The sequence below is a fragment of the Brevundimonas sp. FV1ps31S genome (assembly GCF_058681265.1).
This window is the reverse complement of record NZ_CM178735.1, coordinates 3,469,470-3,493,777: the sequence shown is the minus strand read 5'-3', so window position 1 is coordinate 3,493,777 and position 24,308 is coordinate 3,469,470. Positions and strand designations below refer to the sequence as shown.

Annotated in this window: 23 protein-coding genes; 9 read left to right on the top strand and 14 right to left on the bottom strand. The window is 66.9% G+C overall.

Features of this window, described 5'->3' with window-relative positions:
* Positions 1 to 37 precede the first annotated feature (37 nt).
* The 3 genes from lpdA to ACVPT3_RS16745 all read right to left on the bottom strand — a co-directional run bounded on the left by lpdA (position 38) and on the right by ACVPT3_RS16745 (position 6,549).
* Positions 38 to 1,459: a dihydrolipoyl dehydrogenase gene (gene lpdA / locus ACVPT3_RS16755; RefSeq protein ID WP_492041965.1), complete on the bottom strand. Its 1,422-nt coding sequence runs from the start codon at positions 1,457 to 1,459 to the stop codon at positions 38 to 40.
* Between the two features lie 123 nt (positions 1,460 to 1,582).
* A complete protein-coding gene (locus tag ACVPT3_RS16750; protein ID WP_492041964.1) occupies positions 1,583 to 3,496 on the bottom strand; it encodes a PAS domain-containing sensor histidine kinase in 1,914 nt (637 codons plus the stop codon).
* A gap of 200 nt (positions 3,497 to 3,696) precedes the next feature.
* A complete protein-coding gene (locus tag ACVPT3_RS16745; RefSeq protein WP_492041963.1) occupies positions 3,697 to 6,549 on the bottom strand; it encodes a TonB-dependent receptor in 2,853 nt (950 codons plus the stop codon).
* A gap of 239 nt (positions 6,550 to 6,788) precedes the next feature.
* Between ACVPT3_RS16745 and ACVPT3_RS16740 the strand changes: the two genes are divergently transcribed.
* Complete coding sequence (locus tag ACVPT3_RS16740; RefSeq protein WP_492041962.1) at positions 6,789 to 7,895, top strand: phytase; 1,107 nt, start codon at positions 6,789 to 6,791, stop codon at positions 7,893 to 7,895.
* Positions 7,896 to 7,897: 2 nt separating this feature from the next.
* Here the strand turns inward: ACVPT3_RS16740 and ACVPT3_RS16735 are convergent, their stop codons facing one another.
* The 5 genes from ACVPT3_RS16735 to chvI all read right to left on the bottom strand — a co-directional run bounded on the left by ACVPT3_RS16735 (position 7,898) and on the right by chvI (position 11,429).
* Positions 7,898 to 8,170: an HPr family phosphocarrier protein gene (locus ACVPT3_RS16735; protein WP_492041961.1), complete on the bottom strand. Its 273-nt coding sequence runs from the start codon at positions 8,168 to 8,170 to the stop codon at positions 7,898 to 7,900.
* Positions 8,167 to 8,571, bottom strand: a complete 405-nt coding sequence (locus ACVPT3_RS16730; protein ID WP_492041960.1) for a PTS sugar transporter subunit IIA — start codon at positions 8,569 to 8,571, stop codon at positions 8,167 to 8,169. The genes ACVPT3_RS16735 and ACVPT3_RS16730 overlap by 4 nt, the downstream gene beginning before the upstream one ends.
* A gap of 119 nt (positions 8,572 to 8,690) precedes the next feature.
* Positions 8,691 to 9,119: an HPr kinase/phosphorylase gene (locus ACVPT3_RS16725; RefSeq protein ID WP_492041959.1), complete on the bottom strand. Its 429-nt coding sequence runs from the start codon at positions 9,117 to 9,119 to the stop codon at positions 8,691 to 8,693.
* Complete coding sequence (gene chvG / locus ACVPT3_RS16720; protein WP_492041958.1) at positions 9,116 to 10,756, bottom strand: two-component sensor histidine kinase ChvG; 1,641 nt, start codon at positions 10,754 to 10,756, stop codon at positions 9,116 to 9,118. Before chvG ends, ACVPT3_RS16725 begins: the two co-directional genes overlap by 4 nt.
* Positions 10,725 to 11,429 (bottom strand): two-component response regulator ChvI, encoded by a 705-nt coding sequence (chvI, locus tag ACVPT3_RS16715; protein ID WP_492041957.1) that lies wholly within the window; start codon positions 11,427 to 11,429, stop codon positions 10,725 to 10,727. The genes chvG and chvI overlap by 32 nt, the downstream gene beginning before the upstream one ends.
* Before the next feature lie 200 nt (positions 11,430 to 11,629).
* Between chvI and ACVPT3_RS16710 the strand changes: the two genes are divergently transcribed.
* A complete protein-coding gene (locus tag ACVPT3_RS16710; RefSeq protein WP_492041956.1) occupies positions 11,630 to 13,348 on the top strand; it encodes a hypothetical protein in 1,719 nt (572 codons plus the stop codon).
* A 2-nt stretch (positions 13,349 to 13,350) separates the two neighbouring features.
* On the opposite strand, the gene ACVPT3_RS16705 is transcribed toward ACVPT3_RS16710, so the two are convergent.
* The 3 genes from ACVPT3_RS16705 to ahcY all read right to left on the bottom strand — a co-directional run bounded on the left by ACVPT3_RS16705 (position 13,351) and on the right by ahcY (position 16,515).
* Positions 13,351 to 13,671 (bottom strand): TFIIB-type zinc ribbon-containing protein, encoded by a 321-nt coding sequence (locus ACVPT3_RS16705; protein WP_492041955.1) that lies wholly within the window; start codon positions 13,669 to 13,671, stop codon positions 13,351 to 13,353.
* 222 nt (positions 13,672 to 13,893) lie between these two features.
* Positions 13,894 to 15,099 (bottom strand): BaiN/RdsA family NAD(P)/FAD-dependent oxidoreductase, encoded by a 1,206-nt coding sequence (locus ACVPT3_RS16700; RefSeq protein ID WP_492041954.1) that lies wholly within the window; start codon positions 15,097 to 15,099, stop codon positions 13,894 to 13,896.
* Between the two features lie 24 nt (positions 15,100 to 15,123).
* Positions 15,124 to 16,515 (bottom strand): adenosylhomocysteinase, encoded by a 1,392-nt coding sequence (ahcY, locus tag ACVPT3_RS16695; protein ID WP_492041953.1) that lies wholly within the window; start codon positions 16,513 to 16,515, stop codon positions 15,124 to 15,126.
* A 144-nt stretch (positions 16,516 to 16,659) separates the two neighbouring features.
* Between ahcY and ACVPT3_RS16690 the strand changes: the two genes are divergently transcribed.
* The gene (locus ACVPT3_RS16690) at positions 16,660 to 17,058 is read left to right on the top strand and encodes a Tat pathway signal protein (protein WP_492041952.1); all 399 of its coding nucleotides are present in this window, start codon (positions 16,660 to 16,662) and stop codon (positions 17,056 to 17,058) included.
* A gap of 34 nt (positions 17,059 to 17,092) precedes the next feature.
* On the opposite strand, the gene ACVPT3_RS16685 is transcribed toward ACVPT3_RS16690, so the two are convergent.
* The gene (locus ACVPT3_RS16685) at positions 17,093 to 17,860 is read right to left on the bottom strand and encodes a DUF6065 family protein (RefSeq protein WP_492041951.1); all 768 of its coding nucleotides are present in this window, start codon (positions 17,858 to 17,860) and stop codon (positions 17,093 to 17,095) included.
* A 38-nt stretch (positions 17,861 to 17,898) separates the two neighbouring features.
* Here ACVPT3_RS16685 and ACVPT3_RS16680 point away from each other — a divergent pair, with 38 nt between their 5' ends.
* Positions 17,899 to 18,411 carry a prolyl-tRNA synthetase associated domain-containing protein gene (locus ACVPT3_RS16680; protein ID WP_492041950.1) on the top strand — a complete coding sequence of 171 codons (513 nt, stop codon included), beginning with the start codon at positions 17,899 to 17,901 and terminating at the stop codon, positions 18,409 to 18,411.
* 10 nt (positions 18,412 to 18,421) lie between these two features.
* Here ACVPT3_RS16680 and ACVPT3_RS16675 read toward each other — a convergent pair whose 3' ends face one another.
* On the bottom strand, positions 18,422 to 19,711 hold the full coding sequence (locus tag ACVPT3_RS16675; protein WP_492041949.1) for a cation:proton antiporter: 1,290 nt from the start codon (positions 19,709 to 19,711) through the stop codon (positions 18,422 to 18,424).
* Positions 19,712 to 19,950: 239 nt separating this feature from the next.
* On the opposite strand from ACVPT3_RS16675, the gene ACVPT3_RS16670 reads away from it, so the two are divergent.
* Entirely contained in the window at positions 19,951 to 20,718 is a 768-nt protein-coding gene (locus tag ACVPT3_RS16670) for an SDR family oxidoreductase (RefSeq protein WP_492041948.1), read from the top strand.
* On the opposite strand, the gene ACVPT3_RS16665 is transcribed toward ACVPT3_RS16670, so the two are convergent.
* Positions 20,715 to 20,855 carry a hypothetical protein gene (locus ACVPT3_RS16665; protein WP_492041947.1) on the bottom strand — a complete coding sequence of 47 codons (141 nt, stop codon included), beginning with the start codon at positions 20,853 to 20,855 and terminating at the stop codon, positions 20,715 to 20,717. The two genes, ACVPT3_RS16670 and ACVPT3_RS16665, sit on opposite strands and share 4 nt — an antisense overlap.
* Before the next feature lie 473 nt (positions 20,856 to 21,328).
* Between ACVPT3_RS16665 and trxA the strand changes: the two genes are divergently transcribed.
* The 4 genes from trxA (at position 21,329) to gshB (ending at position 24,269) form a co-directional block, all read left to right on the top strand.
* Positions 21,329 to 22,249 (top strand): thioredoxin, encoded by a 921-nt coding sequence (trxA, locus tag ACVPT3_RS16660; protein ID WP_492041946.1) that lies wholly within the window; start codon positions 21,329 to 21,331, stop codon positions 22,247 to 22,249.
* Positions 22,250 to 22,265: 16 nt separating this feature from the next.
* On the top strand, positions 22,266 to 22,922 hold the full coding sequence (locus tag ACVPT3_RS16655) for an LON peptidase substrate-binding domain-containing protein (protein WP_492041945.1): 657 nt from the start codon (positions 22,266 to 22,268) through the stop codon (positions 22,920 to 22,922).
* A 26-nt stretch (positions 22,923 to 22,948) separates the two neighbouring features.
* Entirely contained in the window at positions 22,949 to 23,143 is a 195-nt protein-coding gene (locus tag ACVPT3_RS16650; RefSeq protein ID WP_271164955.1) for a Trm112 family protein, read from the top strand.
* Between the two features lie 172 nt (positions 23,144 to 23,315).
* A complete protein-coding gene (gshB, locus tag ACVPT3_RS16645; RefSeq protein ID WP_492043838.1) occupies positions 23,316 to 24,269 on the top strand; it encodes a glutathione synthase in 954 nt (317 codons plus the stop codon).
* The last annotated feature ends 39 nt before the right edge of the window (positions 24,270 to 24,308 follow it).

Here is a 24,308-nt window from a genome sequence, read left to right as displayed (position 1 = left end):
GCCTTTTCATATCAGACGCCGGTCAGGGCGCGGTGGATCAGGCCTGCATCATCCAGCCTTCGACATCCATGGCCGCCTGACGGACGGCTTCGGACCGGGTTGGGTGGGCGTGGCAGGTGCGGGCGATGTCTTCCGAGGCGCCGCCGAAGCTCATGGTGATGGCGGCCTCGTGGATCATTTCGCCGGCCTGGGGGCCCATGATGTGGACGCCCAGAACCTTGTCGGTGGCGGCGTCGGCCAGCACCTTGGCGAAGCCGTCGGTCTCATGGTTGATCTTGGCGCGGCTGTTGGCGGTGAAGGGGAATTTGCCCTTCTTGTAGGCGACGCCGGCGGCCTTCAGCTGCTCCTCGGTCTGACCGACCCAGGCCACTTCGGGGAAGGTGTAGACCACGCTGGGGACCAGGGCGTAGTCGACGTGGCCGTATTTGCCGGCGATGGTGTCGATCACGGCCACCGCGTCTTCTTCCGCCTTGTGCGCCAGCATCGGGCCATGGGTCACGTCGCCGATCACCCAGACGCCGCCCTCGTTGACTTGGCCGGCGACCTTGAAGTGGTCGTGGTCGATGAAGCCGCGCTTGTCCGGCGTGACGCCGACGCTCTCCAGACCCAGGCCGTCCGTATAGGGACGGCGGCCGATGGCGACCAGGACGACGTCGCCCTTGATGGTTTCGGCGGCGCCGCCGGCCGACGGCTCGACCGTCAGCTCGACCCCGTCCTTGACCGACTTGGCGGCCGTGACCTTGGCGCCCAGTTTGAACGTCATGCCCTGTTTGGTCAGGGTGCGCTGGAAGGCGGTGGCGACCTCGTTGTCCATGCCGGGGGTGATCCGGTCCAGGAATTCGACCACCGTCACCTCGGCGCCCAGACGGCGCCAGACCGAACCCAGCTCCAGGCCGATGATGCCGGCGCCGATGACGATCAGCTTCTTCGGCACCGCCGGCAGGGACAGGGCGCCGGTGGAATCGATCACCTTGCCGTCCTCGAAGGCGACGCCCGGCAGGGGGGTGGGCTCCGAGCCGGTGGCGATGACGATATTCTTGGCGTCCAGGGTCTGGACCGAACCGTCGGCGGCGGTCACCTCGACCTTGCCTTTTCCAACGATCTTGCCGCGACCCTTGATCCAGTCGGCCTTGTTCTTCTTGAACAGGAACTCGATCCCCTTGGTCAGGGCGGTGACGCTGTCGTCCTTGGCCTTGTGCATCTGGTCCAGGTTCAGCTTGGGTTGGACCTCGATGCCGATCTTGGCGAATTCGCTGTTGGCGGCGTTCCACATTTCCGAGGCGTGGAGCAGAGCCTTGGACGGCATGCAGCCGACGTTCAGGCAGGTGCCGCCCAGGGTGGCGCGCATCTCGACGCAGGCGACCTTCAGGCCCAGCTGGCCGGCGCGGATCGCGGCGTTATAGCCGCCGGGGCCCCCGCCGATGATGACGACGTCGTAGGGAGCGGGGGCTTCGGCCATGATATCCTCTGGTCTTCTGGCGCGCGGGGGCAGGCGGGCGGACACTAGCGCCGACCCCGCAGGGGTCAACCGCCGGGTGGCATATGGGGACGCGGAATCGACCTTTGCAGGGGGATGAAGCCGTCAGGACGCGTTTTCGGCCGCCGCGTCCTCGGGCAGGTCGGCGGGATCGACCGGCTGAGTGTCGGTTTCGGCGGGCAGGGTGACAGAGACCTCAGCGCCCTCGCCCGGCGTGCTGTCGATGGACAGGACGCCGGAGGACTGGCGCGCGAAGGCGAAGACCTGCGAAAGACCCAGGCCGGCGGCGTCCGGGCGGGTGGTGAAGAAGGGTTCCTGCGCGCGACGCAGGGTGTCGACGTCCATGCCGGGACCGGAGTCCCGCACGCTCAGCTTCAGCTGCTGATCCGGCTGGATTTCCAGGCGGACGGCGACCGAGCCGGCGCCGTTCGAGGCTTCGACCGCATTTCGGGCCAGGGCCAGGACCGCCGCTTCGAAGGCGGAGGGATCGATGCGGGCGAAGGCGGGCCGGCCGGGGGTTTCGATCATCAGGTCGATGCCGGATCCCGACAGCAGGCGCAGCTTGGTCTCCAGTCCGGCCAGAAGGACCCCGGCGTCGAGTCGCTGCAGATTGAAGCGATCCTCGTCCTGGGAAAAGGCGCTGAGGCGGCGCGTCAGGCGTTCGCCGCGCTGACCCGCGGCCAGGGCGGCCTGGCCCAGACGGCGGACCCGTTCCGGCTCGTCGGCATGGCGCAGCATCATGTCCAGGGCCGAGGTCATGACCCCCAGAAGGGCGTTGAAATCCTGGGTCACGCCGCCGGTCAGCCGGCCGACATGGGCCATGCGGCGCTCGGCCTCGAGTTCGTTGCGCGCCTCGAGTTGGTTGCGGGCCGCCTCTGCCAGCATGTCCTGCAAGGCGCGGTCGTGGGCGGCCAGGATCTCGCTTTCGCGACGGGCGAAGTCGGCCTTGGCCGCCTGAAGGGCTTCGGCGACAGGGTCGGGCGCGTTCTCCGCCGTCGTCTCGCTCGGGTCCGCCTCGGCCGGTTCGGGCGTCGTCTCGACGGGCGTCTCGACGGGCGTCTCGGCTAACGCCTCGACGGGGAGGCTTTCGGGCGCCGCGGCGCCGGCCAGCAGGACGGCGTCGATGCGGTCCATCTCGTCGGTCAGCGGCAGCAGGGTCCAGCGGATGGCCGCGCCGTCCGCGTCCACGGTCTCGATCATCCCGCCCTGGTCATCGGCGCCTTCGGTCAAGGTGATCGCCGCGCGCAAAGCCTGGCGGCCTTCGCTGCGCCGGTCGAGGGGCAGGAACAGGTCGGCGAAATCGGATCCGGTCACCCCTTCCCCCCGGCCCAGCATGATCAGGGCGGTGCGGTTGGCCTGGCGGATGCGGCCGTCGGGATCGACCACGACCAGGGCGCTGGAGGCGGCGTCGAAGACCCGATCGGCCAGGCTTGGGCGGGTCAGAGGGGGCGGCGGCGGCGGAGCGGGCTCGATCGCCGGGGTGGTCAGGACGTCGGTCTCGACAATGGCGGCGATGGAGCCGGTGATCTGACCCCGGTCATTCTCGATCGGCATGGCGGTCACCGACACCAGCATCTTCTTGCGGGTCGCGGCGTTCATCATCAGGTGCTGGAAGCCGCGGACGGTCTGGCCGCGCAGGGCGCGCGCGCTGGGCAGCAGGTCGGCGGGGATGGGCTTGCCGTCGGGAAAGGTGATGCCCCAGGTCGCCGAGTGGAAGCGCAGCCCCAGCAGTTCGGCGTCGCGGCGGCCCAGCAGCTGGTGCGCCGCGCGGTTGGCGAAGACGAACTTGCCGGCGCTGTCGGTCTCGACCATGGCCACGGGCACGGCGTTCATCGTCTCGAACAGCCGCCGATCCGAGGATTCGGCCACCTTCTGAACCAGGTCCAGCTGGTCCGTCGCGCTGGCGTGGCGCACGCGATGGGCGACGGCGAACCAGATGGCGACGGCCGCGACCAGATTGCCCACAACGGCCATGACGCCAAAGACCAGCGTCCAGTCGACCTCGCCTTCGAGGAACATCAATCGATCCGTTTCAATTTGGGGCGTCGATCGCCCGCTTGGAGTTCGGCCCTGCAAAGGCTGAACCAGCGACGAAAGGGACGCCCTGCCGCCGACAGACAGATGTCATCGGGGCGGGCGCCGTCAAGGTCGCTGACACCGTCGACGAAAAAAGGGCCGGACGTCGCCGTCCGGCCCCTTCATCGTCAACGTCGTACGCGTCAGAGCTTGAAGCGAAGCCCGACAAAGATGTTGTAGCCGAACTTTTCGTACTCATAGGTCCGCTCGCGCGAGCCGTAGTAGCGAACGCCGGCCGAGTCGGTCAGGTTCTTGGCTTCGCCGAACAGTTCGACGCCGTTGCCGAAATCATAGCTGCTGGTGAAGTCCAACTGCTCGCGGCCCTCGACGTAAAGGTCCAGATCGGCGTCGTCGGCGTTGATCTCTTCCAGATAGTCGCTGCGCTTGGTGTAGGACAGGCGGGCGCTGAATCCGGCCATCTCGTAGAAGATCGCGGCGTTGTAGTTGGTGTCCGACTGGCCCGGCAGGGCGAAGGTGTCGCGACCGCCGTAAGACTGGGCCGTTTTGATCTCGGCGTCCGTGACCGTGTAGTTGGCGAAGACGCCGAAGCCCGAGAGCAGACCCGGCAGGAAGCCGAACTTCTGCTGCCAGTTCAGCTCCAGACCAGCGATATGGCCGTCGGGGGCATTGATCGGGGTCTCAAAGTCGGCCTCATAGAGCGTGCCGTCGATCGTGACCTCATCCTCGTATTTCAGCGTGTACCGGTAGTCGGTCAGGTCCTTGTAGAAGGCATTTGCCGACACCACGCCCAGCGAGGTGAAGTAGTATTCCAAGCCCAGATCGATGTTGTTCGACAGAGCCGGCTGCAAATCCGGATTGCCGATCTCGTAGGATATTTTATTGCTGACGGTATCTGTCTCATTGCTTTCCCGTGGCACAATCTCGCTGAACTCGGGGCGGGATATCGACCGTGTAAGGGCGAAACGGCCGATCAGGTTGTCAGAGAAGTTGTGGCGGACTGTCAGGTTGGGGAAGAACTCCGTGTCGTCGCGGCTGACGTTCACCGGGGTGTAGGTTTCCACCTCCTCCTCGTCACCGTCTTCGTTCTCGATGATCTTTTTCACATACTGCGTGGCGTCGCCGTCGAACTTAGTGTTCTCAACGCGCAGACCGATGATGACGTTCGTCGCGCCGACGTCGAAACGAGCCTGGGCGTAGCCGGCGAGAATGTCTTCCTGCGCCGTGTAATCCGCAGTGATGGAGTCGGGCTGGCGGATCGGGGACGCGGCGCGGGCGCTGGCGAAATAGTCGTCGACAATGTCAGCGTCGAACTTGACGCCGAGGTCATAGTCGTAGTTGCGCGACTCGCGATCGCTCAGCACCGACGCCAGCGTGCCCGGGCTCGCCGAAGAGGCGCGGTTACGGTAGCGCTGCTCGTCCGCATTGATCTCGCGGCTGTTGAACTTGGCGCCGAGCTTCCACGTCACGTCGCGTCCGGCGAACTGGCTGGGCAGCTCGAAGTTGGTCTTGAAGGCGACGTCTTCCTGCTGGGTCGTGTTCTCGCGGAAGGTGTTCTCGCGGAATTTGAACTTGGTGGGGTCCCGATAGAGGCCGGTCGGATCGCTGAACACCGAATAGGTCGGCATATAGTGATCGGCCGTGTTGTAACTCAATTCGGGGGCGTCGGCGCGATACAGCAGCTCGTTCCGGTTGGGATAGGACTGTTCGCTATCGGCCCAGGACAGGCTGGCGTCCCAGACGGCGCCGTTGTCGAAGGTCTTTTCGCCGCCGGCCACCAGGGTGGTGATGTCGTTCTTCTGGGTGCGGTGACGTAGCTGACGGGTGATGCGCGCGCCGGTATAGGTGGCGCTCGTGTCGGTAGCGCCGGCTTTCAGCTTACCGTCCGAGTAGATCAGGCCCAGGGTGTTGCGGTATTCGTCGTCTTCGAACTGGGCGAACGATCCGCGCAGATAGGCGCGGAAGTCGTCGGTCGGGCGCCATTCGAGGGCGCCGGTCACGGCCTGGCGGGTGCGCTTGGTCTCGTAGTCCTTGAACAGGCTTTCTTCGAGCACGAAGACGTCGGCGCCGTTTTGCTCTTCCTTGACCCAGGCGTTCTCGACGTTGTCGGGGCGGCGGTTGGTTTCGGAATAGCTGACCGACAGCAGGGCGCCGAAGGTCTCATTGGCGAAGACGTTGGACGCCGTGGCGGCGGCGCGGGTGTCGGAACCGCCGTAGTCGTTATAGCTGCCGCCGGCGTAGCCGCTCACAGCCAGGCGACGACGGTCGAAGGGTGAACGGGTCTTGATGTTGACGGCGCCGGCGATGGAATCGGCTTCCTGGCTGGGCAGGAGCGTCTTGGAGACCTCAATGTTGGCGACGATGTCGCTGGGCAGGGTGTCCAGATCCACCGCGCGGGTGCCCGGATCGACGGCGGGAACCTGGACCCCGTCCACCGAGACGGCGGTGAAGGCCGAGGGCGCGCCGCGGACGTTGATGTAGCGGCCTTCGCCCTGGTCGCGCTGGATGGCGATACCGGCGACCCGCTGCAGGGATTCCGCGACGTTCGGGTCGGGATAGCGGCCGATCGCGTCGGCCGACAGGACGTTCAGGGTGCCGTCGGCGTTCTTCTGCTGGTTCAACGAGCGAGCGACGCCGTCGGTGATGACGCCAGTGACGATGATTTCGCCGAGGTTCGTCGAATCCTGACCGCCCAGGACGATGGCGACGTCGGCGCCACCGGGCGCGACCGCAACCGTCTGGGTGGCCGAGGGCAGGCCGATGTAGCGGACGTCGAGCGCGGCCTGACCGGTCGGCAGGACCAGGTCGAATTCGCCTTGGGTATTGGTGACGGCACGCAGGCCGGAACCGCGGACCACGACCTCAGCGCCCGGCAGGGGGTCGCCGGCGGCGTTGGTGACGCGGCCGTGGACGACCTCGCCGGCGACGGCGGCCGCTGCGGCGACAGAGGCGACGGCCCCGTCGGCATGCGCGGGCATGGCGGCTGACACGGCGGCGATCGACGCGAGCGACGCGCTCGCGAGGAGGTGCAATTTCATCACAAAGTTCCCCATGCCGGGTTCAATCCCGACGAATACAGTGGCGCTTAGCGGCAGGGGGCGAAGCGTTCACGACGGTTCAGCGACGAAACCCTCTCTGTTTTCGGACGCAAGAACGACGATTGAGCTGTAAACAGAACAATAGTCGCTAAACCGCCGTGAAAACGTCACGGCAACGCCGTTGACCCTCGATGCGGTCTTATCGATCAGGTCCGGAACAATCTCGCCTAGGGTGCGCCATGAATTCTCTGTCTCGTATCGCCGCCTTCGGGGTCAAGGCTTTCGCTATGCTGTTGCTGACGGCCTGCGCGACGCACGAAGTCGATTTCCAGGGCGAGGGCGAAGGCTTCGTCGGGCCCGGCGTCGAAGTCCAGGCCGTGCTGGAAACCCCCTCGGTCGGCACGGCCGGCCAGGACGCGGCTGACGATCCCGCCGTCTGGGCCTCGGCCTCGCCGGTGACGGTGATGGGCAAGACCACGCCTGGCTTCGTCGCCGGAACGGACAAGAAGTCCGGTCTCTATATCTACGGTTTCGACGGTCAGATCCTGCAGTTCATGCCGGAAGGCCTGCTGAACAATGTCGATCTGACCGAGGGACTGAGCGTCGGGGGGCGGCCGCAAGTCGTCCTGGGCGCCAGCGACCGGACGCCGGGCAAGACCGGGATTTCGCTCTATCTGTTCGATCCGGCGGGAACCGGTGAGAACGGCGTACGGCCCTGGGGCGCGATCGCCACCGACGTGATCGAGCCCTATGGCTTCTGTTTCGCGCGGCGCGGCGCCGAGATCCACGCGATCCTGGTGGGCCATGAGGGCGAACTGCGTCAGTTCGTGCTGAGCGTCGACGCCGCGGGTCAGCCGGTCTCGCGCGAGGTGCGTCGCGCCGAGATCGGGACCATTTCGGAAGGCTGCGCCGCCGACGAGGCGACCGACGCCCTCTATATCAACGAAGAAAACGTCGGCCTGTGGCGCTATGGCCTCGATCCGGCGTCCGGCGCGGCGCGCACCCTGGTGCAGCCGATCGCCAAGGACATACTGGTCGCCGACGCCGAAGGCCTGACGACCCTGACCGATGGCGACAAACGCTATCTGATCGGCTCCAGCCAGGGCGATTCGACCTTCCCCGTCTGGCGCATCGATGGGGCAGCGCCCGAGTACAAGGGCCGGTTCAAGATCGTCGACGGCGTCGTCGACGGGGTCACCGGCACGGACGGCCTGGCCGCGGCCAGCGGCGTGGTCGGGCCCTTCCCCGAGGGCCTGGTGGTGATCCAGGACGACGTCAATGACGTCGGCACCCAGAACTTCAAATATGTGGACTGGCGCGACATCCGCCGCGCCCTGGGGCTGTAGCCCTACTGATCCTCGTCGAACTTGCGGGCGACGAGGTCCGTCAGGGCCTCGATCGCCTCTTCGGCGTCTGACCCCTCGGCCTTGACGTCGATGCTGCAGCCGATGCCGGCGCCCAGCATCAGCAGGCCCATGATCGAGCGGGCGTCGACGGTGACGCCGTCACGGGTGACGTGAATCTCGCTGTCGAAGCTGGAGGCCAGTTTGACGAACTTGGCCGAGGCGCGGGCGTGCAGGCCCCGCGTGTTGCAGATGTCCAGGGTGGCCGTGACGCTCATTTTTCGCCTGCGAGCACCCACGAGGCGACCGAGATGTATTTGCGCCCCGCCTCCTGGGCGTGGGCCACGCAGGATTCGAGGGTTTCGCGGCCGCGCACGCTGGCCAGTTTGATCAGCATCGGCAGGTTCAGGCCGGCGATCACCTCGGCGTGGGTCTGCTCCATTACCGAGATCGCCAGATTCGAGGGGGTGCCGCCGAACATGTCGGTCAGCAGGATCACGCCGTCGCCGTCGTCGACGGCGCCGGCCGCGTCGACGATGTCACGACGGCGACGTTCCATGTCGTCTTCCGGCCCGATGCAGATGGCCGCAACGCCGCGCTGCGGGCCGACCACATGCTCCATCGCCGAAAGAAATTCCGAGGCCAGCCCCCCATGGGTGACGATAACCAGGCCAATCATAAGGACTTCACTCGCATCCCATCCCGAACATCCCCTGGACTTCCCCGTGCCCGGCAGGGAGACCGGACGCATCCGCCTGGGACCGCAAGTGGCGTGTCATAGACCTGTTGTGCGCGGGTTCAAAGCGTCTGAAGGGCGGCTGCGACCATGTCGACGGCCGAGGGGGGGCGGGGATCAAGCGCCAGAAGCGGCAGGTCTATGCCCGAGAAACGCCGAGTCTGCGGCTCCGGAAGCCGTTCGACGGCCTCCGGCACGCAGGCCACGGCCAGGACGAGTCTGGCGACCAGCCGTGTTCTGAAGGACACGATTCCGACCCCGCGCGCCTCGATCTGGCCCGCTATGGCGGTCGGAGCGGTCGCATGGAGCGCGCCGCCGGACGCCCAGACCAGGGTGTAGTCGTCGCTGACCAGCCGCCATCCGATCCCGATCAGCCGCAGGGCGAGATCGCTCTTTCCGGCGCCCGAGGGCCCCAGGATCATCACCGCCTTCCATTGCCCCTGGTGGCGGATGGCGACCGTGGTGGCGTGGAGCGGCGGCTGCGGCTTCATGAGCGTCGGCCGGCGACCGGCGGGGCGGGGAGGCGGATCTCGAAACGGGCGCCCTGGCCGCCCTCGGCGGTGTCGGCCAGGTTCGCCGCCGTCACGCGGCCGCCATGGGCTTCGACGATCTGGCGGACGATGGACAGGCCCAGACCCGAGTTGGAGCCGAAGGCCGCGCCCTTGGGCCGCGACGTGTAGAAACGTTCGAACACCGTCTCGAGGTTTTCAGGCGGAATGCCGGGGCCCTGGTCCTCGACCCGGATGCGGATGGGCAGATCGCCCTCGACCTCCTGCAGCACGACCCGGACCTCGCCGTCGGGAGGGCTGAAGGATCGCGCATTGTCGATCAGGTTGCGGAACACCTGGCCCAGAGGACCATCGCGGCCCACGACCCTCAGTCCGTGGTCCGGACGTTCGAGCCGGACCGGGACCTCGCCGGGTCTCAGCGTGGTTTCGTAGACGCCGACGACGTCGGTCAGCAGTCGGTTGAGGTCGATGGCGCGGGGACGGTCTCGCGACAGTTCGGCGTCCAGCCGCGAGGCGTTGGAGATGTCGGTGATCAGCCGGTCCAGACGGCGTACGTCCTGCTGCAGCAGACTGGTCAACTTCTCCCTGTGGGCGTCGGTCCTGACCAGGGGCAGGGTTTCCAGCGCCGAACGGATCGAGGTCAGGGGGTTCTTGATCTCGTGCGACACGTCGGCCGCGAACCGTTCGATCGCGTCCATCCGCGTGGACAGGGTGTCGGTCATCGATTCCAGCGAGCGGGCCAGGTCGCCGATCTCGTCCTTGCGCGCCTCCAGGTCGGGCAGGGAGATGGCCCGCGCGCGCTGAAGCTTGACCTGATCCGCCGCCGCCGACAGTCGCATGATGGGCCGGGCCACGAACAGGTGCAGCAGAAGGGACGCCAGCAGATTGACGGCCAGCGCCACCAGGGCGAAGGGGACAAGGGCGCGTCTCTGGTCGTCGAGGATTTCATCGACGTTTCCGGCCTCCAGCGTCAGGACGCCCAGAACCTGACGGACATGGCGGATCGGGATGGAGACCGATACCACCCGATCGCCGGATTCGTTGCGTCGGACGGTGGTCTGGGGCTCTCCGGCCAGGGCCCGTTCGACCTCCGCCGCCACCTCGGCCTCGACCTGTCGCCTGTGTTCGGCGTCGCGGCCCAGCTTTTGAGCCTGATCGGCCGGAAGCGGAGAGCCGGCGGGGCGGGCCGGCGGCAACACCCGACCGGGAATGTTCTCGGTCACCTCATAGGAGTCGATGACGGGCAGGCCGTTGATGTCGTACAGGCGGACCCGCTGGCCGGCGGGCACGAAATTGTCGCGCAGCCATTTGGCCGCCTCGCCCACGTCCAGCTCGGGCGTTGGGACGCCGCGGCTGATGCCCAGCTCCCCCAGGACGTTGCCGAGCAGTTCGGCCTGGACCGTCAGCGATTCCTGGCGCGCCTCGATCAGCCCCTGACGCCATTCGTTCAGGGCCAGGGCGCCGCCGAACAGGATCAGCAGGCTGAGCAGGTTGAGGGCGAGGATGAAGCCGCCGAGCCGCGAGCCCCCGAAGCGGATCCGCGACGGACGCGACGTCGTGGGCTCCTGCTCCTGAGCGCCGGCTCGATCAGCTTTCGCGGTAGCGGTAACCGACGCCATACAGGGTCTCGATCGCGTCGAACTCGTTGTCCACGGCGCGGAACTTCTTGCGCATCCGCTTCACGTGGCTGTCGATGGTGCGGTCGTCGACATAGACCTGATCGTCATAGGCGGCGTCCATCAGGTTGTCGCGGCTCTTCACGAAGCCGGGGCGCTGGGCCAGGGCCTGAAGCAGCAGGAATTCGGTGACGGTCAGCTTGACCGGCTTGCCGTCCCAGGTCGATTCGTGGCGGGCCGGATCCATGCTCAGCTTGCCGCGCTTGATCGCCTTGCCGGAGACCTCGGCCGACGGCTCGGGCTCGATGCCGTCGGCGCCGGTGCGCCGCAGCAGGGCCTTGACCCGTTCGATCAGCAGGCGCTGGCTGAACGGCTTGTGGATATAGTCGTCGGCGCCCAGGTTGAAGCCGAGGATCTCGTCGATCTCCTCGTCCTTGGACGTCAGCATGATGACCGGGATCTGCGAGGTCTGACGCAGGCGGCGCAGCACCTCCATCCCGTCCATGCGCGGCATTTTCACGTCGAGGATGACCAGATCGGGCGGACTGGCCTCCAGGGCGGCGAGACCCGAGGCGCCGTCGTGATAGGCCGTGATCCTGTGGCCGTGGCTTTCCAGCGCCAGCGAGACGGACGCCACGATGTTCTCGTCGTCATCGACCAGGGTGATATTGGCCAAGGTTGTCTTCTCCTGAACTTCCCGTTCCCGCAGACGAGAACGCACGGCAAGCGTAACCGTTCGATCACGGTCACATTAGGGCTAAGGCAGATGGGCCGCCAAGCCGCCCGTTTCAACGATAGACGGGTTCGCTTCCGTCGGCGCAATGAAAAATCGCCGTGAAAACCCCACTTTAACAGCTTCGCCATTAGAGGGCGGGGATGGCCGGTCCGATCCATTACGAAGTCTATGTCCGCAAGACCGTTCCCTCGGCCTGGACGCTCCTCATCGCCACCGAGGATCGCAAGCGCGCCCTTGAGACGGCCCAGGATCAGCTGAAGGACGGTGTCGTCGCCGCAGCCCGCGTCACCAAGGAGACGCTGGACCCGGACACCATGGAATTCAACAGCCTGGCCATCCTGACGATCGGAGCGCCGGAGGAGAAGAAGAAGCCGAAGCCACAGGCGGCGGCCCGCCCGGCGTGCAGCTCGCCTCCTGAACTCTACACCGTCCACGCCCGGGCCCTGATCAGCCGGGTGCTGGAGGACTGGCTGAAACGCCAGGGGGTCACGGCGTTCGAACTGTTGCACCGGCCGGACCTGGCGGAACGGCTCGATGCGTCCGGGGTGGAGTTGCAGCACGCCGTTCAGAAGGTCGCGGTGCCGGAAAGCCAAGCCAGTGGTCAGGATCTGCACAGCGTCGTGCGCCATTACCAGCGTCTTTCGGAGGATGCGGTCGCGCGGCTGCTGAAGGCGGGTCGTGCGGGGATGTTCCCCTCGCTGAACGACCATTCGATCGCCGACCTCGCCCATCAGCTGAGCGGACAGGCGGACCGGGCCTTCGTCATGGGGGGCGTCGTCGCCCAGGCCCTGATGGATCGAAAGGGCGCGCGCCAACGGCTGGACGGCCTGATGGATCTGATCGAGGCGGCGCCGGCCGAGGGCCCCGCACGCGCCCTGGTCCTGGCGACCGTCGAACAGATCACCGCTGATATGCTGGCCCTGCGGTCGAACCTGAACGAAATTCTGGGCCCGTCGCTGGACCCGGGCGCCAGCCTGGCCGCCGTGGTGCGGATGGTGGCGCCCCGCGAGGTCGGCCAGCTCATCGCCATGGACCCGCGCATGGGCCTGATGACGCCCGCCGTCGAAGGCCCCGCAGCCCGCCTGGGTTGCCACCTGTCGGCCGGCGCCTTTCCGATGCTTTCGACCTCACTCGCGCGAATGGTCACACGCGAACTGGCGGTTCCCCGGCGGCTGCGGCCCACCGATCCCGTCGGTGAGATCGACATATTGCGGACCCTCGCCATGGCCCTGACGGCGGCGGCGGGACGGCTGCTGACCCTCGAAGAGGTTCAGAACGCCTTCGTGGAGCGATCCAAGAGCCTGGTGACGCCCGACTTCGTCGCCAATTATGTCCAGCATTGCCCGACGGTGCTTGCCGAGGCCGAACATCTGACCCGGCTGTGCGAGAACGTGACCGGCGGCGCCAACAAGCGGGCGGCGGCGCGCTGGCTCAGCGCCTGCGTCACGTCGCTCAGGCTGGAAAACGAGATGCGCCAGACGCAGTCGGGCGGACCCAGCGCCTCGCAGAAACTGCTCGTCCTGGCCCGGTTGCAGCGCTCGGTCCGCGCCGTTCAGCTGGGCGAACTGGACGAACGGCAAATCTCCACGGCGATCGGGGCCCTGGGGGGAACCCTGGAAGCCGACGCCGGCCTGCTGAACCAGATCGGCCGGGCCCAGGCCACGCCGGTGCAGAAACTGATGGCCCTGGTGAAGATGGTCAATGGGGACACCGCGCCCCTCGGGCCCGCCGCCGATCGCGCCCGCAGCGAGGCCGTCAGGATGCTGCGTATTCCCGACATCCGCGAGGCGGTCAACGCCGATCCAGCGGCGGCGACGGCGCTTCAGGGACTGCTGAAGGCGACCGAGCCGAAGGCCTGACGTCAGTCGAAGATGTCGAAAATACTGTCGCGCTTCTTCTTCTTGTAGCGGTGGTCGTCGTCATCGTCGCGATACCGGTCGCCGCGATGACCCCGGTCGTCGCCATGGCTCCGCCGCGCGTCCCAAGGCTGGGGTGGGGGCTGAGGGGCGGCGACGGGCGGGGCCGAGGCGCGCCCGTCCGCGGCGGCCGAGTCCATCAGTTTTTCGAGCTCGCCGCGATCCAGCCAGACGCCGCGGCAGGCGGGGCACATGTCGAACTGAACCCCGTCGCGATCCAGGGTCTGCATGGCGGCGTTGTCGTTCGGGCACATAAGAAGGGGCATGACGGGCTCCATGGTGTTTCGGCGAATGCGCGTCGACGAGACACGTCCGGAGGGGGACCGGACCTGCCGCGTCAACGCACATGCGGTCCGACATCGCGCCGATCGGCCTGACGGAGGGGACGGTCAGGCCGAACGCCGCCAGAGGGGCCCGTTCCGCCTAGACAAGCTAGAGACGCTCGATGCTCCCCGCCATGCGTCGCGGCGCCACAGGCCTCCGCTCAGCTAGCAGACCTGACCCGCAGCCCAGCCCGACGACCAGGCCCACTGGAAATTATAGCCGCCCAGCCAGCCGGTGACATCGACCGCCTCGCCGATGAAATACAGACCGGGAACCGTTCTGGCCTCCAGGGTCTGCTGATCCAGGGCGGCCGTGTCGATCCCGCCCAGGGTCACTTCGGCGGTGCGATAGCCTTCGGACCCGACCGGCTTCACGCTCCAGCCGTTGACCGCCTGGTCCAGCCGCCGCAGCGTCGCGTCGGACAGATCGGCCAGATTGCCCGCTGCGCCTTCGCGCGCGCACAGGCTTTCCGCCAGTCGTCGGGGTACGATGTGGCCCAGGGCCGTATGCACGGCCTGGCGGCCGTTCGCGGTCTTGGCGGCCTTCAGCTCGGCGAAGACGTCGCGGCCGGGGGCCATGGACGCGACGATGGCCTCGCCCTCGCGCCAGTAGGAACTGATCTGCAATATGGCCGGGCCGCTGAGGCCGCGGTGGGTGAACAGCATGGCCTCGTTGAAGGCCGCCTTGCGCGCTTTCGCGTCGGGTGCCGAGGCGACGCGGGCGTCCACGGCCACGCCGGCCAGCGGCGTCAGGGTCTCTAGGAGACCCGCCTCGAAGGTCAGGGGGACCAGGGCCGGGCGGGTGTCGGTGACGCGGATGTCGAACTGGCGCGCGACCTCATAGGCCCAGCCGGTGGCGCCCATCTTGGCGATCGACTTGCCGCCAGTCGCCACGACCAGGGCTGTCGCCGTGATCTGGCTTCCGTCCGACAGATTGATGGTCCAGCCCTCGCCCGTCTTCGCCAGGCGCTCGACGCCGGTCTTCATCTTCAGGGTCACGCCCGCCGCCGCCATGTCGTCGGTCAGCATGCGGACAATCTGTTTGGCGCTGTCGTCGCAGAACAACTGGCCCAGGGTCTTCTCGTGCCAGGCGATGCCCGCCCGGTCCACGCGCTTGATGAAGTCGTGCTGGGTGAAGCGGCGCAGGGCCGAGGTGGCGAACCGGGGGTTCTCGCCCAGGAAGTTCGCCGGCCCGCAGCCCAGATTGGTGAAATTGCACCGGCCGCCGCCGGAGATGCGGATCTTCTCGCCGGGACTGGCCGCATGATCGACGACCAGCACCCGACGACCGCGCCGCCCGGCCTCGGCGGCGCACATCATCCCGGCGGCGCCGGCCCCGACCACCAGGACGTCGAAGGACGCCCGGCTCACGAGACCGGCTCCGGGACTTGGGTCTTAGTAGCGATAGTGCTCGGGCTTGAACGGGCCTTCCTGCGGCACGGAGATGTAATCGGCCTGTTCCTTGTTCAGCACGGTCAGCTTGGCGCCCAGCTTGCCGAGGTGCAGCGCGGCGACCTTCTCGTCCAGATGCTTGGGCAGGGTGTAGACCTTGGTCTCATAGGCCGACTTGTTGGTCCAGAGCTCCAGCTGCGCCAGGGTCTGGTTGGTGAAGGAGGCGCTCATCACGAAGGACGGGTGGCCCGTGGCGTTGCCCAGGTTCACCAGACGGCCTTCCGACAGCAGGATGATCTTGTTGCCGCCGGGGAATTCGATGTGGTGGACCTGAGGCTTGATCTCGTCCCACTTGAAGTTCTTCAGGCCGGCCACCTGAATCTCGGAGTCGAAGTGGCCGATGTTGCAGACGATGGCGTTGTGACGCATCCGGCGCATGTGATCGACGGTGATCACATCCTTGTTGCCGGTGGCGGTGACGAAGATGTCGGCCTTGTCGGCGACGTCGTCCAGGGTCTGGACGTCATAGCCCTCCATGGCCGCCTGCAGGGCGCAGATCGGGTCGATCTCGGTCACGATAACGCGGGCGCCGCCCTGGCGCAGCGAGGCGGCCGAGCCCTTGCCCACGTCGCCGTAGCCGCAGACCACGGCGACCTTGCCCGACAGCATGACGTCGGTGCCGCGACGGATGGCGTCGACCAGGGATTCACGGCAGCCGTACAGATTGTCGAACTTCGACTTGGTGACGCTGTCGTTGACGTTGATGGCGGGGAAGGGCAGCTCGCCGCGTTCCGACATCTGGTACAGGCGGTGGACGCCCGTGGTGGTTTCTTCCGACACGCCGCCGATGGCGTCGCGAATGGCCGAATAGAAGCCGGGCTTTTCGGCGATGTAGCGCTTCATCACCTTGAACAGGGCTTCTTCTTCCTCGTTCTGGGGATTGGCTAGAACCGAGATGTCCTTTTCAGCCTTGGGGCCGAGCACGCACAGCAGGGTGGCGTCGCCGCCGTCGTCCAGGATCAGATTCGGATAGCCGCCGTCGGCCCATTCGAAGATCTTGTGGGCGTAGTCCCAGTATTCTTCCAGGGTCTCGCCCTTGACGGCGAAGACCGGGGTGCCCGAGGCGGCGATGGCGGCCGCGGCGTGATCCTGGGTCGAGAAGATGTTGCACGAGGCCCAGCGCACTTCGGCGCCCAGGGCTTCCAGCGTCTGGATCAGAACGGCCGTCTGGATGGTCATGTGCAGGCTGCCGGCGATCCGGGCGCCCTTCAGCGGCTGGTCCTTGCCGAACTCGGCGCGCAGGGCCATCAGGCCCGGCATTTCCGTCTCGGCGATGTCGATTTCCTTCTTGCCCCAGTCGGCCAGGGAAATGTCGCGGATGATGTAGTCGGTCATGGGGGCTCCTGGCCGCAGGGGATTTTCAGCCCTCATAGCCCGAGGAGGCTGAAGGAGCAATAAACACATAAGGATATCCTTATATGCACTATGCCCGATGTCGGGCGCAGCAGTTTCTTAAGCCCGATCGGTTAGGACGAGGGCATGGAACGCCGCGCCCTTCTCGGTCTCGCCGTCGTCGCGACGGCCGCCGCCTCGACCCCTGCTCGCGCCTCGTCGAGCGCCCCCGCCGCCTCACCCGACAGCTATTTCCGCCTGCCGGTGATCACCGCCTCGATCCTGTATCCCGATGGTCGACGCGGCGTCTTTTCCGTCGAGGCCGGGGTGGATGTCCCCGACGCCGCGCTTCGCACCCGCGCCCAGCAGTCGGCGCCCCGGCTGCGCGCCGCCTACGCCACGGCCGCACAGCGGTTCGCCAACGGCCTGCGCCCCGGAGCCGTGCCGAACATCGACCAGCTGGTCGCCGCCCTGCAGGCCGCGACCAACGCCACCCTCGGCCGGGCCGGGGCGCAGGTTCTGCTCGGCACGGTGATGGCTCTGTAGAACACGGGCGAGGCCGTCGAACCCAGGCGGGACGTCAGCCGACGCGGGGCGACTTCAGCCGGCGCTTGTTCGAATGGGTGGGCGGCGCCGCCCCCAGGTCCTCGGGCACCTCGCCCTTGAAATAATACCGCTGCCACGCCTCCTTGGCCGCATCCGGATCGCCGCCGGCCAGCCGCTGGTTGAAGTCGGTGCGGGCGCGGTTCCAGGCCTCGAACTGACCCTTCATCACCGGATTGGATTCCAGGGTCCGGATCACCGGCTGGAACTGTTCGACCTTCCTGTGCTCGATCAGATTGATGAAGCAGAAGGGCTCGCCCTTCTCGAACGTGATCCGGCCCGGCCGGGTGAAGATCCAGTTCATCGTGAAGGGGAAGGGCAGCCAGTCGGTCTCGATCAGGCCGACAAGCGGCTGGATTCCGTCCTTCAGGTGATTGGGCGAGCCCGAACACATCATCCCCCAGCCCGGCGGCGTGCGGAACAGGTACTGCGGGTGCATGGTCAGCACCCCGCGCGAAAAGTGCGAGGTGACGAAATGGGCCAGGTCGTGCTGCGGCCGGTCGGGCGTGATGACGATGTCTTCCTGGCGCGGCCCGCCGTTCCATTCGGCCGAGAAGCCGAACGGGCACAGGATCTCCCACCCCGTGGTGTTGGCCATGTTCAGCGGCAGGCAGCGATAGGGGTGGCGGCTGATGAAGGCGTCCATCCAGTTGCGCGACTGGCGGCCGGGCACCAGATCCGGCGGCCGGGCCGTCATCGGATAGCATTCCAGTTCCAGCGGGCGCGTCTGCACGGTATCGACCATGGAACCGTTCCTAACGCCGCAAACGCGACTGCTCAACCATGACGCCACACCCCGCTTTCGACCGTGACGCCCTGACCGCCTGGCTGGCCGAGAACGGCGTGGCCCACACCACCCACGACCACCCGGCCGTCTTCCGCGTCGAGGAAGGCCTGGACCTCAAGGCCGACCTGCCCGGCGCCCACACCAAGAACCTGTTCCTGAAGGACCACAAAGGCCGCCTCTGGCTGATCTCGGCCCGCCAGGACACGGTCATCGACCTGAAACGCGCCGCCGCCGCGATGGGCTCGGGCCGGCTGTCGTTCGGAAACGAGGCCCTGATGTTCGAAACCCTGGGCGTCCGCCCCGGCTCGGTCACCGCCCTGGGCCTGATCAATGATGCGGACCGCCGCGTGACCTTCGTTCTGGACCGTCGCCTGTGGAAGGCCGAAATCGTCAACTTCCACCCCCTGACCAATACGGCGACGACGGCCCTGGACCAGACGGCGTTCCGGCGGGTTCTGGCGCTGCTGGGGCGGGAGCCGGTGGTGGTGGATTTCGGGGCGCTGGATTGAGCGGTCGGGCTCAGGCCGACATCCCCCGCCCGGCGGTCTCGGCTTCGGCCGCGTCGGCGTCCGGGTCGCGACCCTGGCTTCGGTCGAACCATCGCATGACGGGCGTGACCGTGATCCCGTGCAGCAGGATCGACATCAGGCAGATCAGGCCCACGATGGCCCACAGACGGTCGCCGCTCCCGAACGGCGCCGCGTTCAGCCCATAGGCCAGGTAGTAGAACGACCCGACACCGCGGATGCCGAAGAAGGCCAGGATCAGCTTCTCCCGCAGAGGCCGCCTGTAGCCGATGAAACCGATCATCCCGGCCACAGGCCGTACCACCAGCACGATGACCACCGCCGCCGCCACGTCCAGCGGCCCCAGCGGCGACAGCAGGCCCGATACCAGGGCCCCGCCGAACAGGACCAGCACCACCATCATCGCCATCCGCTCGATCTGCTCAATGAAGTCGTGCATCTCGACGTGGAAATCATGGTCCCGGTCCGCGTGCCGGAAGGCCAGGGCTGTGATGAAGACGGCCAGAAACCCGTAGCAGTGCAGCATCTCGGTCACCGAATAGGAGATGAAGGTCGCCGCCAGCACGATGAACCCGTCCCGCGTCGCCGCCAGCCGCGAACTAACCGGAATGGTGAAGGTCAGCCAGCCGAACAGCCAGCCGACGGCCCAGCCGACGGCTAGCCCGGCGCCGATCTCCCATACGACATTGACGGTCAGCCAGTCCATGAACCAGTCGGTCTTCTGGCCGGACGCCGCCAGGGCCAGGGCGATGGCAAGGTTGACGAATGGAAAGGCCAGGCCGTCGTTCAGCCCCGCCTCGGACGTCAGGCCGAACCGCACCTCGTCCTCGCCCCCCTCGCGCGGCGCCCCCACCTGGACGTCCGACGCCAGCACCGGATCGGTCGGCGCCAGGGTCCCGGCCAGCAGGACCGCCCCGGCCAGTCCCAGCCCCAGCACCGTCCAGCCCAGGATCACGATCGCCGCGATCGATAGCATCATGGTCACGCCCAGCAGCCGCCAGGTCACGCCCCATCGCTTCAGATTGAAGATCCGGTCGATCTTCAGCCCCGCCCCCATAAGGGCGACGATGACGACGAACTCGGTCAGACGCTCGGTGATGTCGGGAAAGGTCTGGGGCAGGGGGTCGAACCCCACCTGCGGAAGGCTGAACAGCCCCGCGCCCAGGATTACGCAGACGATCGGCAGCGACAAGGGCGCGCGGCGAAACACCAGCGGCAGCCAGGCCACCAGGGCGACCAGCGCCCCCACCACGAACAGGATCAAAATATAGGGATCGGGCATGGGGCTCCGGCAAGCTCGACGATAGGGCGCTGCCTTAATGCGGCAGGGCCGGTCTGGTTACCGACGGCGGGGATTCGGTGCGGTGGGCATGCTGGAGGCTCCTCCTAACCACGGAAGCCGCAGTCCAGCCTGTCCCGGCCATTGCAGGGCCGAAAAGCGCCAGAGGGATCCCATCCTTCCCGCTACCACAGCCTCGTCGGCGGCGCCCTGCGGCCGACGTGAACGGTGAAGGACGGCCTATGGAACTGATGGACAAGACAATCCTGATTACGGGTGCGAGCAGTGGGATCGGTGAGGCCGCGGCCGACCTGTTCGCCGCAGAGGGCGCGCGGCTGGTTCTCGGGGCGCGACGCAGCGACAATCTCGAAATCATCGTTGACCGCATCAGGGCTCGGGGCGGCCAAGCCGTCTACCTGGCGGGCGACGTGCGGGACGAAGCCTATGCACAGGAATTGGTCGATCTGGCGCTGGGCGCGTTCGACTCGCTCGACGGCGCTTTCAACAACGCTGGAACGGTGGGCGCTATGGGCCCGGTCGGCGAGATGGAACTTGCCGACTGGAATGAGGTGCTCGCCATCAATCTGACGAGCGCGTTTCTCGCAGCCAAAGCCCAGGCGCCGATGTTGGCCGCGCGGGGCGGTGGCTCGATCGTCTTCACATCCTCCTTCGTCGGTTATAGCAACGCCGGCTTGCCGGGCATGTCGGCCTACGCCGCCTCCAAAGCCGGCCTCATTGGACTGACGCAGTCCCTCGCGGCGGATCACGCCGGTGCGAACGTGCGCGTGAACGCCCTGCTTCCGGGGGGGGACGATCACCCCCATGGGTGGCGAAGGGAAACCCGATGTCCTCGCCTTCGTCGCCGGTTTGCACCCAATGAAACGCATGGCCGCTCCGGTCGAGATCGCGCAGGCCGCGCCATTCCTGCTGGGAGATCGTTCCTCCTTCATGACCGGAAGCCCCATGATTGTGGACGGCGGCGTATCGGTGCGTCTGAACTGATCGACTAGGTGGGCGGCAGGTCCATGAACCCGTCGGTCTTCTGACCGGACGCCGCCAGGGCCAGGGCGATGGCCAGGTTGACGAACGGAAAGCCAGCCCGTCGTTCAGCCCGCCTCGGACGGTCTAGGGTGAGCCAACCCGGCAAGCCCGCCCGCTAGACGCTGGGCGACCCGACGCGCTTCTTTCGTCATTCCGTGCGCAGCGTCGCGAAGACCCGGGATGACGAAAGAGAAGGGGTTGCGCGCACAATGACGCTGGCCCACCGCAGACAATTCCAGTGACTTGCAAATATCTCGCGCCTTGCGACCTACCGGTGGCCGGCGGCGTGAGATCATCCCTGCATCAGAGCCGACGTCACAGCCCCCACGGACCGCCGCCGCGCCATGTTTGGCAGGTTTGGCGCGTTTGGCGCCTTGGCACGGTGTTTTCGCGGCATTCGCGCCAGAACGTGCGTCGCGCCGAGAATGCACGAAAATAGACTCCATTTTTTCCGAGTGGATTGCCTCTATTTCGGCCCTCACAGCCCCTCCGTCGCGGCGCGGCCAATTCGCCGCTTGATGCCGAGGCATCCGGACGCCATCTGGTCCGTTACGACCTTCGAGCCTGCACGGACCCGTCATGACCCTGATCGACCCCAGCCTGTCCTCCAATCCCTCTGGCAACCGCCCCGGCGACGACCTGATCAAGGAGGGCACGGACGCCTCCTTCATGACCGACGTCATCGAGGCGTCGAAGCATCAGCCGGTCATCGTCGACTTCTGGGCCACCTGGTGCGGCCCGTGCCGGACCCTGGGCCCGGCGCTGGAGAAGGCCGTGCGCGCCGCCAAGGGGGCGGTGAAGATGGTCAAGATCGATGTGGACGCCAATCCGGCCTATGCGGGCCAGCTGCGGGTGCAGTCGATCCCCACCGTCTACGCCTTCGTCAACGGTCAGCCGGTGGACGGCTTCCAGGGCGCCATTCCCGACAGCCAGATTAAGGCTTTCATCGACAAGCTGACCGGTGGTCAGGGGGCCTCGACCGAGACGACGCAGCTGCTGGAGCTGGGCGAGGAATCGCTGGGCCTCAACGACTTCGGCGGCGCGGCCCAGGCCTTCGCCCATGTCCTGTCGATCGAGCCCGAGAACGAGAAGGCCATCGCCGGCATGGCGCGGGTCTATCTGGCGGGCGGCGATCCTGAACAGGCCGCCCAGACCATCGCCATGGCCCCCCAGGACTCCAAGGAGCCGATGGTGCAGAGCGTGCGCGCCCAGCTGGCCCTGGCCGCGAAAGCGCCTTCGGGCGCTTCGGCCGAGCTGGAGGCCAGGGTCGCCGCCGATCCGAACGACCACCAGGCCCGGTTCGACCTGGCCGAGGCCCAGAGCGCGGCCGGCGACTTCAAGGGCGCGGTCGACAATCTGCTGGCCATCATCCAGGCTGACCGCGAGTGGAACGACCAAGCAGCGCGCAAGCAGCTGCTGGTCATCTTCGACGCGGCCGGCGTCAGTTCCGACGTCTCCAAGGACGGGCGGCGTCGCCTGTCGTCAATTCTGTTCTCTTAAGCGCACCGGAGTCTTCATGCCCCAGGGCTATGTCAGGGCGCTCGACCTGCCGCAGGTGATCCCGGTCTTCCCGCTGGGCGGCGCCATCCTGCTGCCGCGCGGGCAACTGCCGCTGAACATCTTCGAGCCGCGCTATCTGAACATGGTCGACGACGCCATGGCCGGGGACCGGATCATCGGCCTGGTCCAGCCCAAGGGCGGGACGCCGGCGCAGCCGGGCCTGTCGCCGGTCGGCTGCGCCGGGCGGATCACCAGTTTCGCCGAGACTTCGGACGGGCGGTATCTGATCACCCTGACCGGGGTCTCGCGGTTCCGCATCGCCGCCGAACTGCCGTCCAAGGGGCCCTATCGCCAGGTGCGCGCGGCCTTTGACGCCTATGAGGACGATCTGGCGCCCCCGCCGGAAGAGCCGGACTTCGACCGCCACGCCTTCCTTGACGCCCTGCGCGCCTATATGGCCCACCGGCTGCTGGACATCGACTGGGAGACGGCGGAGACCGCGCCGATGGAGGCCCTGGTCAACAGCCTGTCGATGGCCCTGCCGTTCGAACCGGCCGAAAAACAGGCCCTGCTGGAGGCCATGGGCCTGATGCCCCGCGCCGAGGCCCTGACCGCCCTGCTCCGCATCGACGCCGCCGACGCCGGTGACGACGCCGCGCCGTCCATGCAATAAGCGGCCACGCTTTCAGGAATCCGCTCATGAGTGACGCCTTCAACACCCCTGTTTCGGTCGATCCACGCCTGCTTGAGGTGTTGGTCTGCCCGGTCACGCGCGGCAAGCTGACCTATGACCGCGACGCGGGCGAGCTGATCTCGGCCGGCGCCAAACTGGCCTATCCGATCCGCGAAGGCGTGCCGATCATGCTGGCCGAGGAAGCCCGTCAGCTGGACTAGAGCCCCCGTCCCTTCCGCCCGTCATCCTCGCCCTTGTGGCGAGGATCCATACTCCCGGTTTCTGCCGTGACCCCCGGTTTCGACGGAGCGTATGGATCCTCGGGACAAGCCCGAGGATGACGAGGTGGAGGGATCGCCTTCCCCCGTCCTCACCTACGCCAAGGATCCGTTCATGCTGAAAATCGCCATCCAGATGGACCCGATCGAGGCCGTCGACATCGCCGGGGACACCAGCTTCCTGATGGCCGAGACGGCCCAGGCGCGCGGGCACCGGCTGTGGGTCTATGATTTCCGCACCCTTGCCCTCGAGGAGGGCCGCCTCTACTGCCGCGCCCGGCCGATCACCGTGCGGCGCGAGGTCGGGAACCACGTTGATTTCGGCGACTGGGTCCGGCTGGATCTGGCCGAGGACGTGGACGTCATCCTGATGCGCCAGGATCCGCCGTTCGACATGGCCTATGTCACCGCCACCTATCTGCTGGAGACGGTCCATCCGAAGACCCTGGTCGTCAACGACCCGGCCCAGGTGCGTTCGGCGCCCGAGAAGCTGCTGGTCACCGCCTTCCCCGGCCTCCAGCCCCCAACCCTGATCTCGGCCGATCCGGTCGCCCTGGACGCCTTCCACAAGAAACACGGCGAGGTGGTGCTGAAACCTCTGCACGGCAATGGCGGCTCGGGCGTGGTCAAGCTGCGCGCTGACGACCCCAATCTGGACGCCCTGATCGAGATCCACGCCGCCGGCAGCCGCGACCCGCTGGTGATCCAGAAATTCATTCCCGCCGTGTCCAAGGGCGACAAGCGGATCCTCCTGATCGACGGCGAGCCGGTGGGCGCCATCAACCGCGTCCCGGCGGCGGGCGCCGTCCGCTCCAACCTGCACGTCGGCGGCACGGCCATGCCGGTCGAGCTGACGCCGCGCGACCTGGAGATCTGCGCCGCCATCGGCCCGACGCTGAAGGCGCGCGGCCTGATCTTCGTCGGCATCGACGTGATCGGCGACTATCTGACCGAGATCAACGTCACCTCTCCCACCGGCGCCCAGCAGCTGAAGACCTTCACCGGCATCGACGCCACCGCCCTGATGTGGGACGTGATCGAGAAGAAGCACGCTGCACAGGTTGCGTAAGCACCTCTTGCGCTAGAAGACAGTTCATGCTTCGTTCTC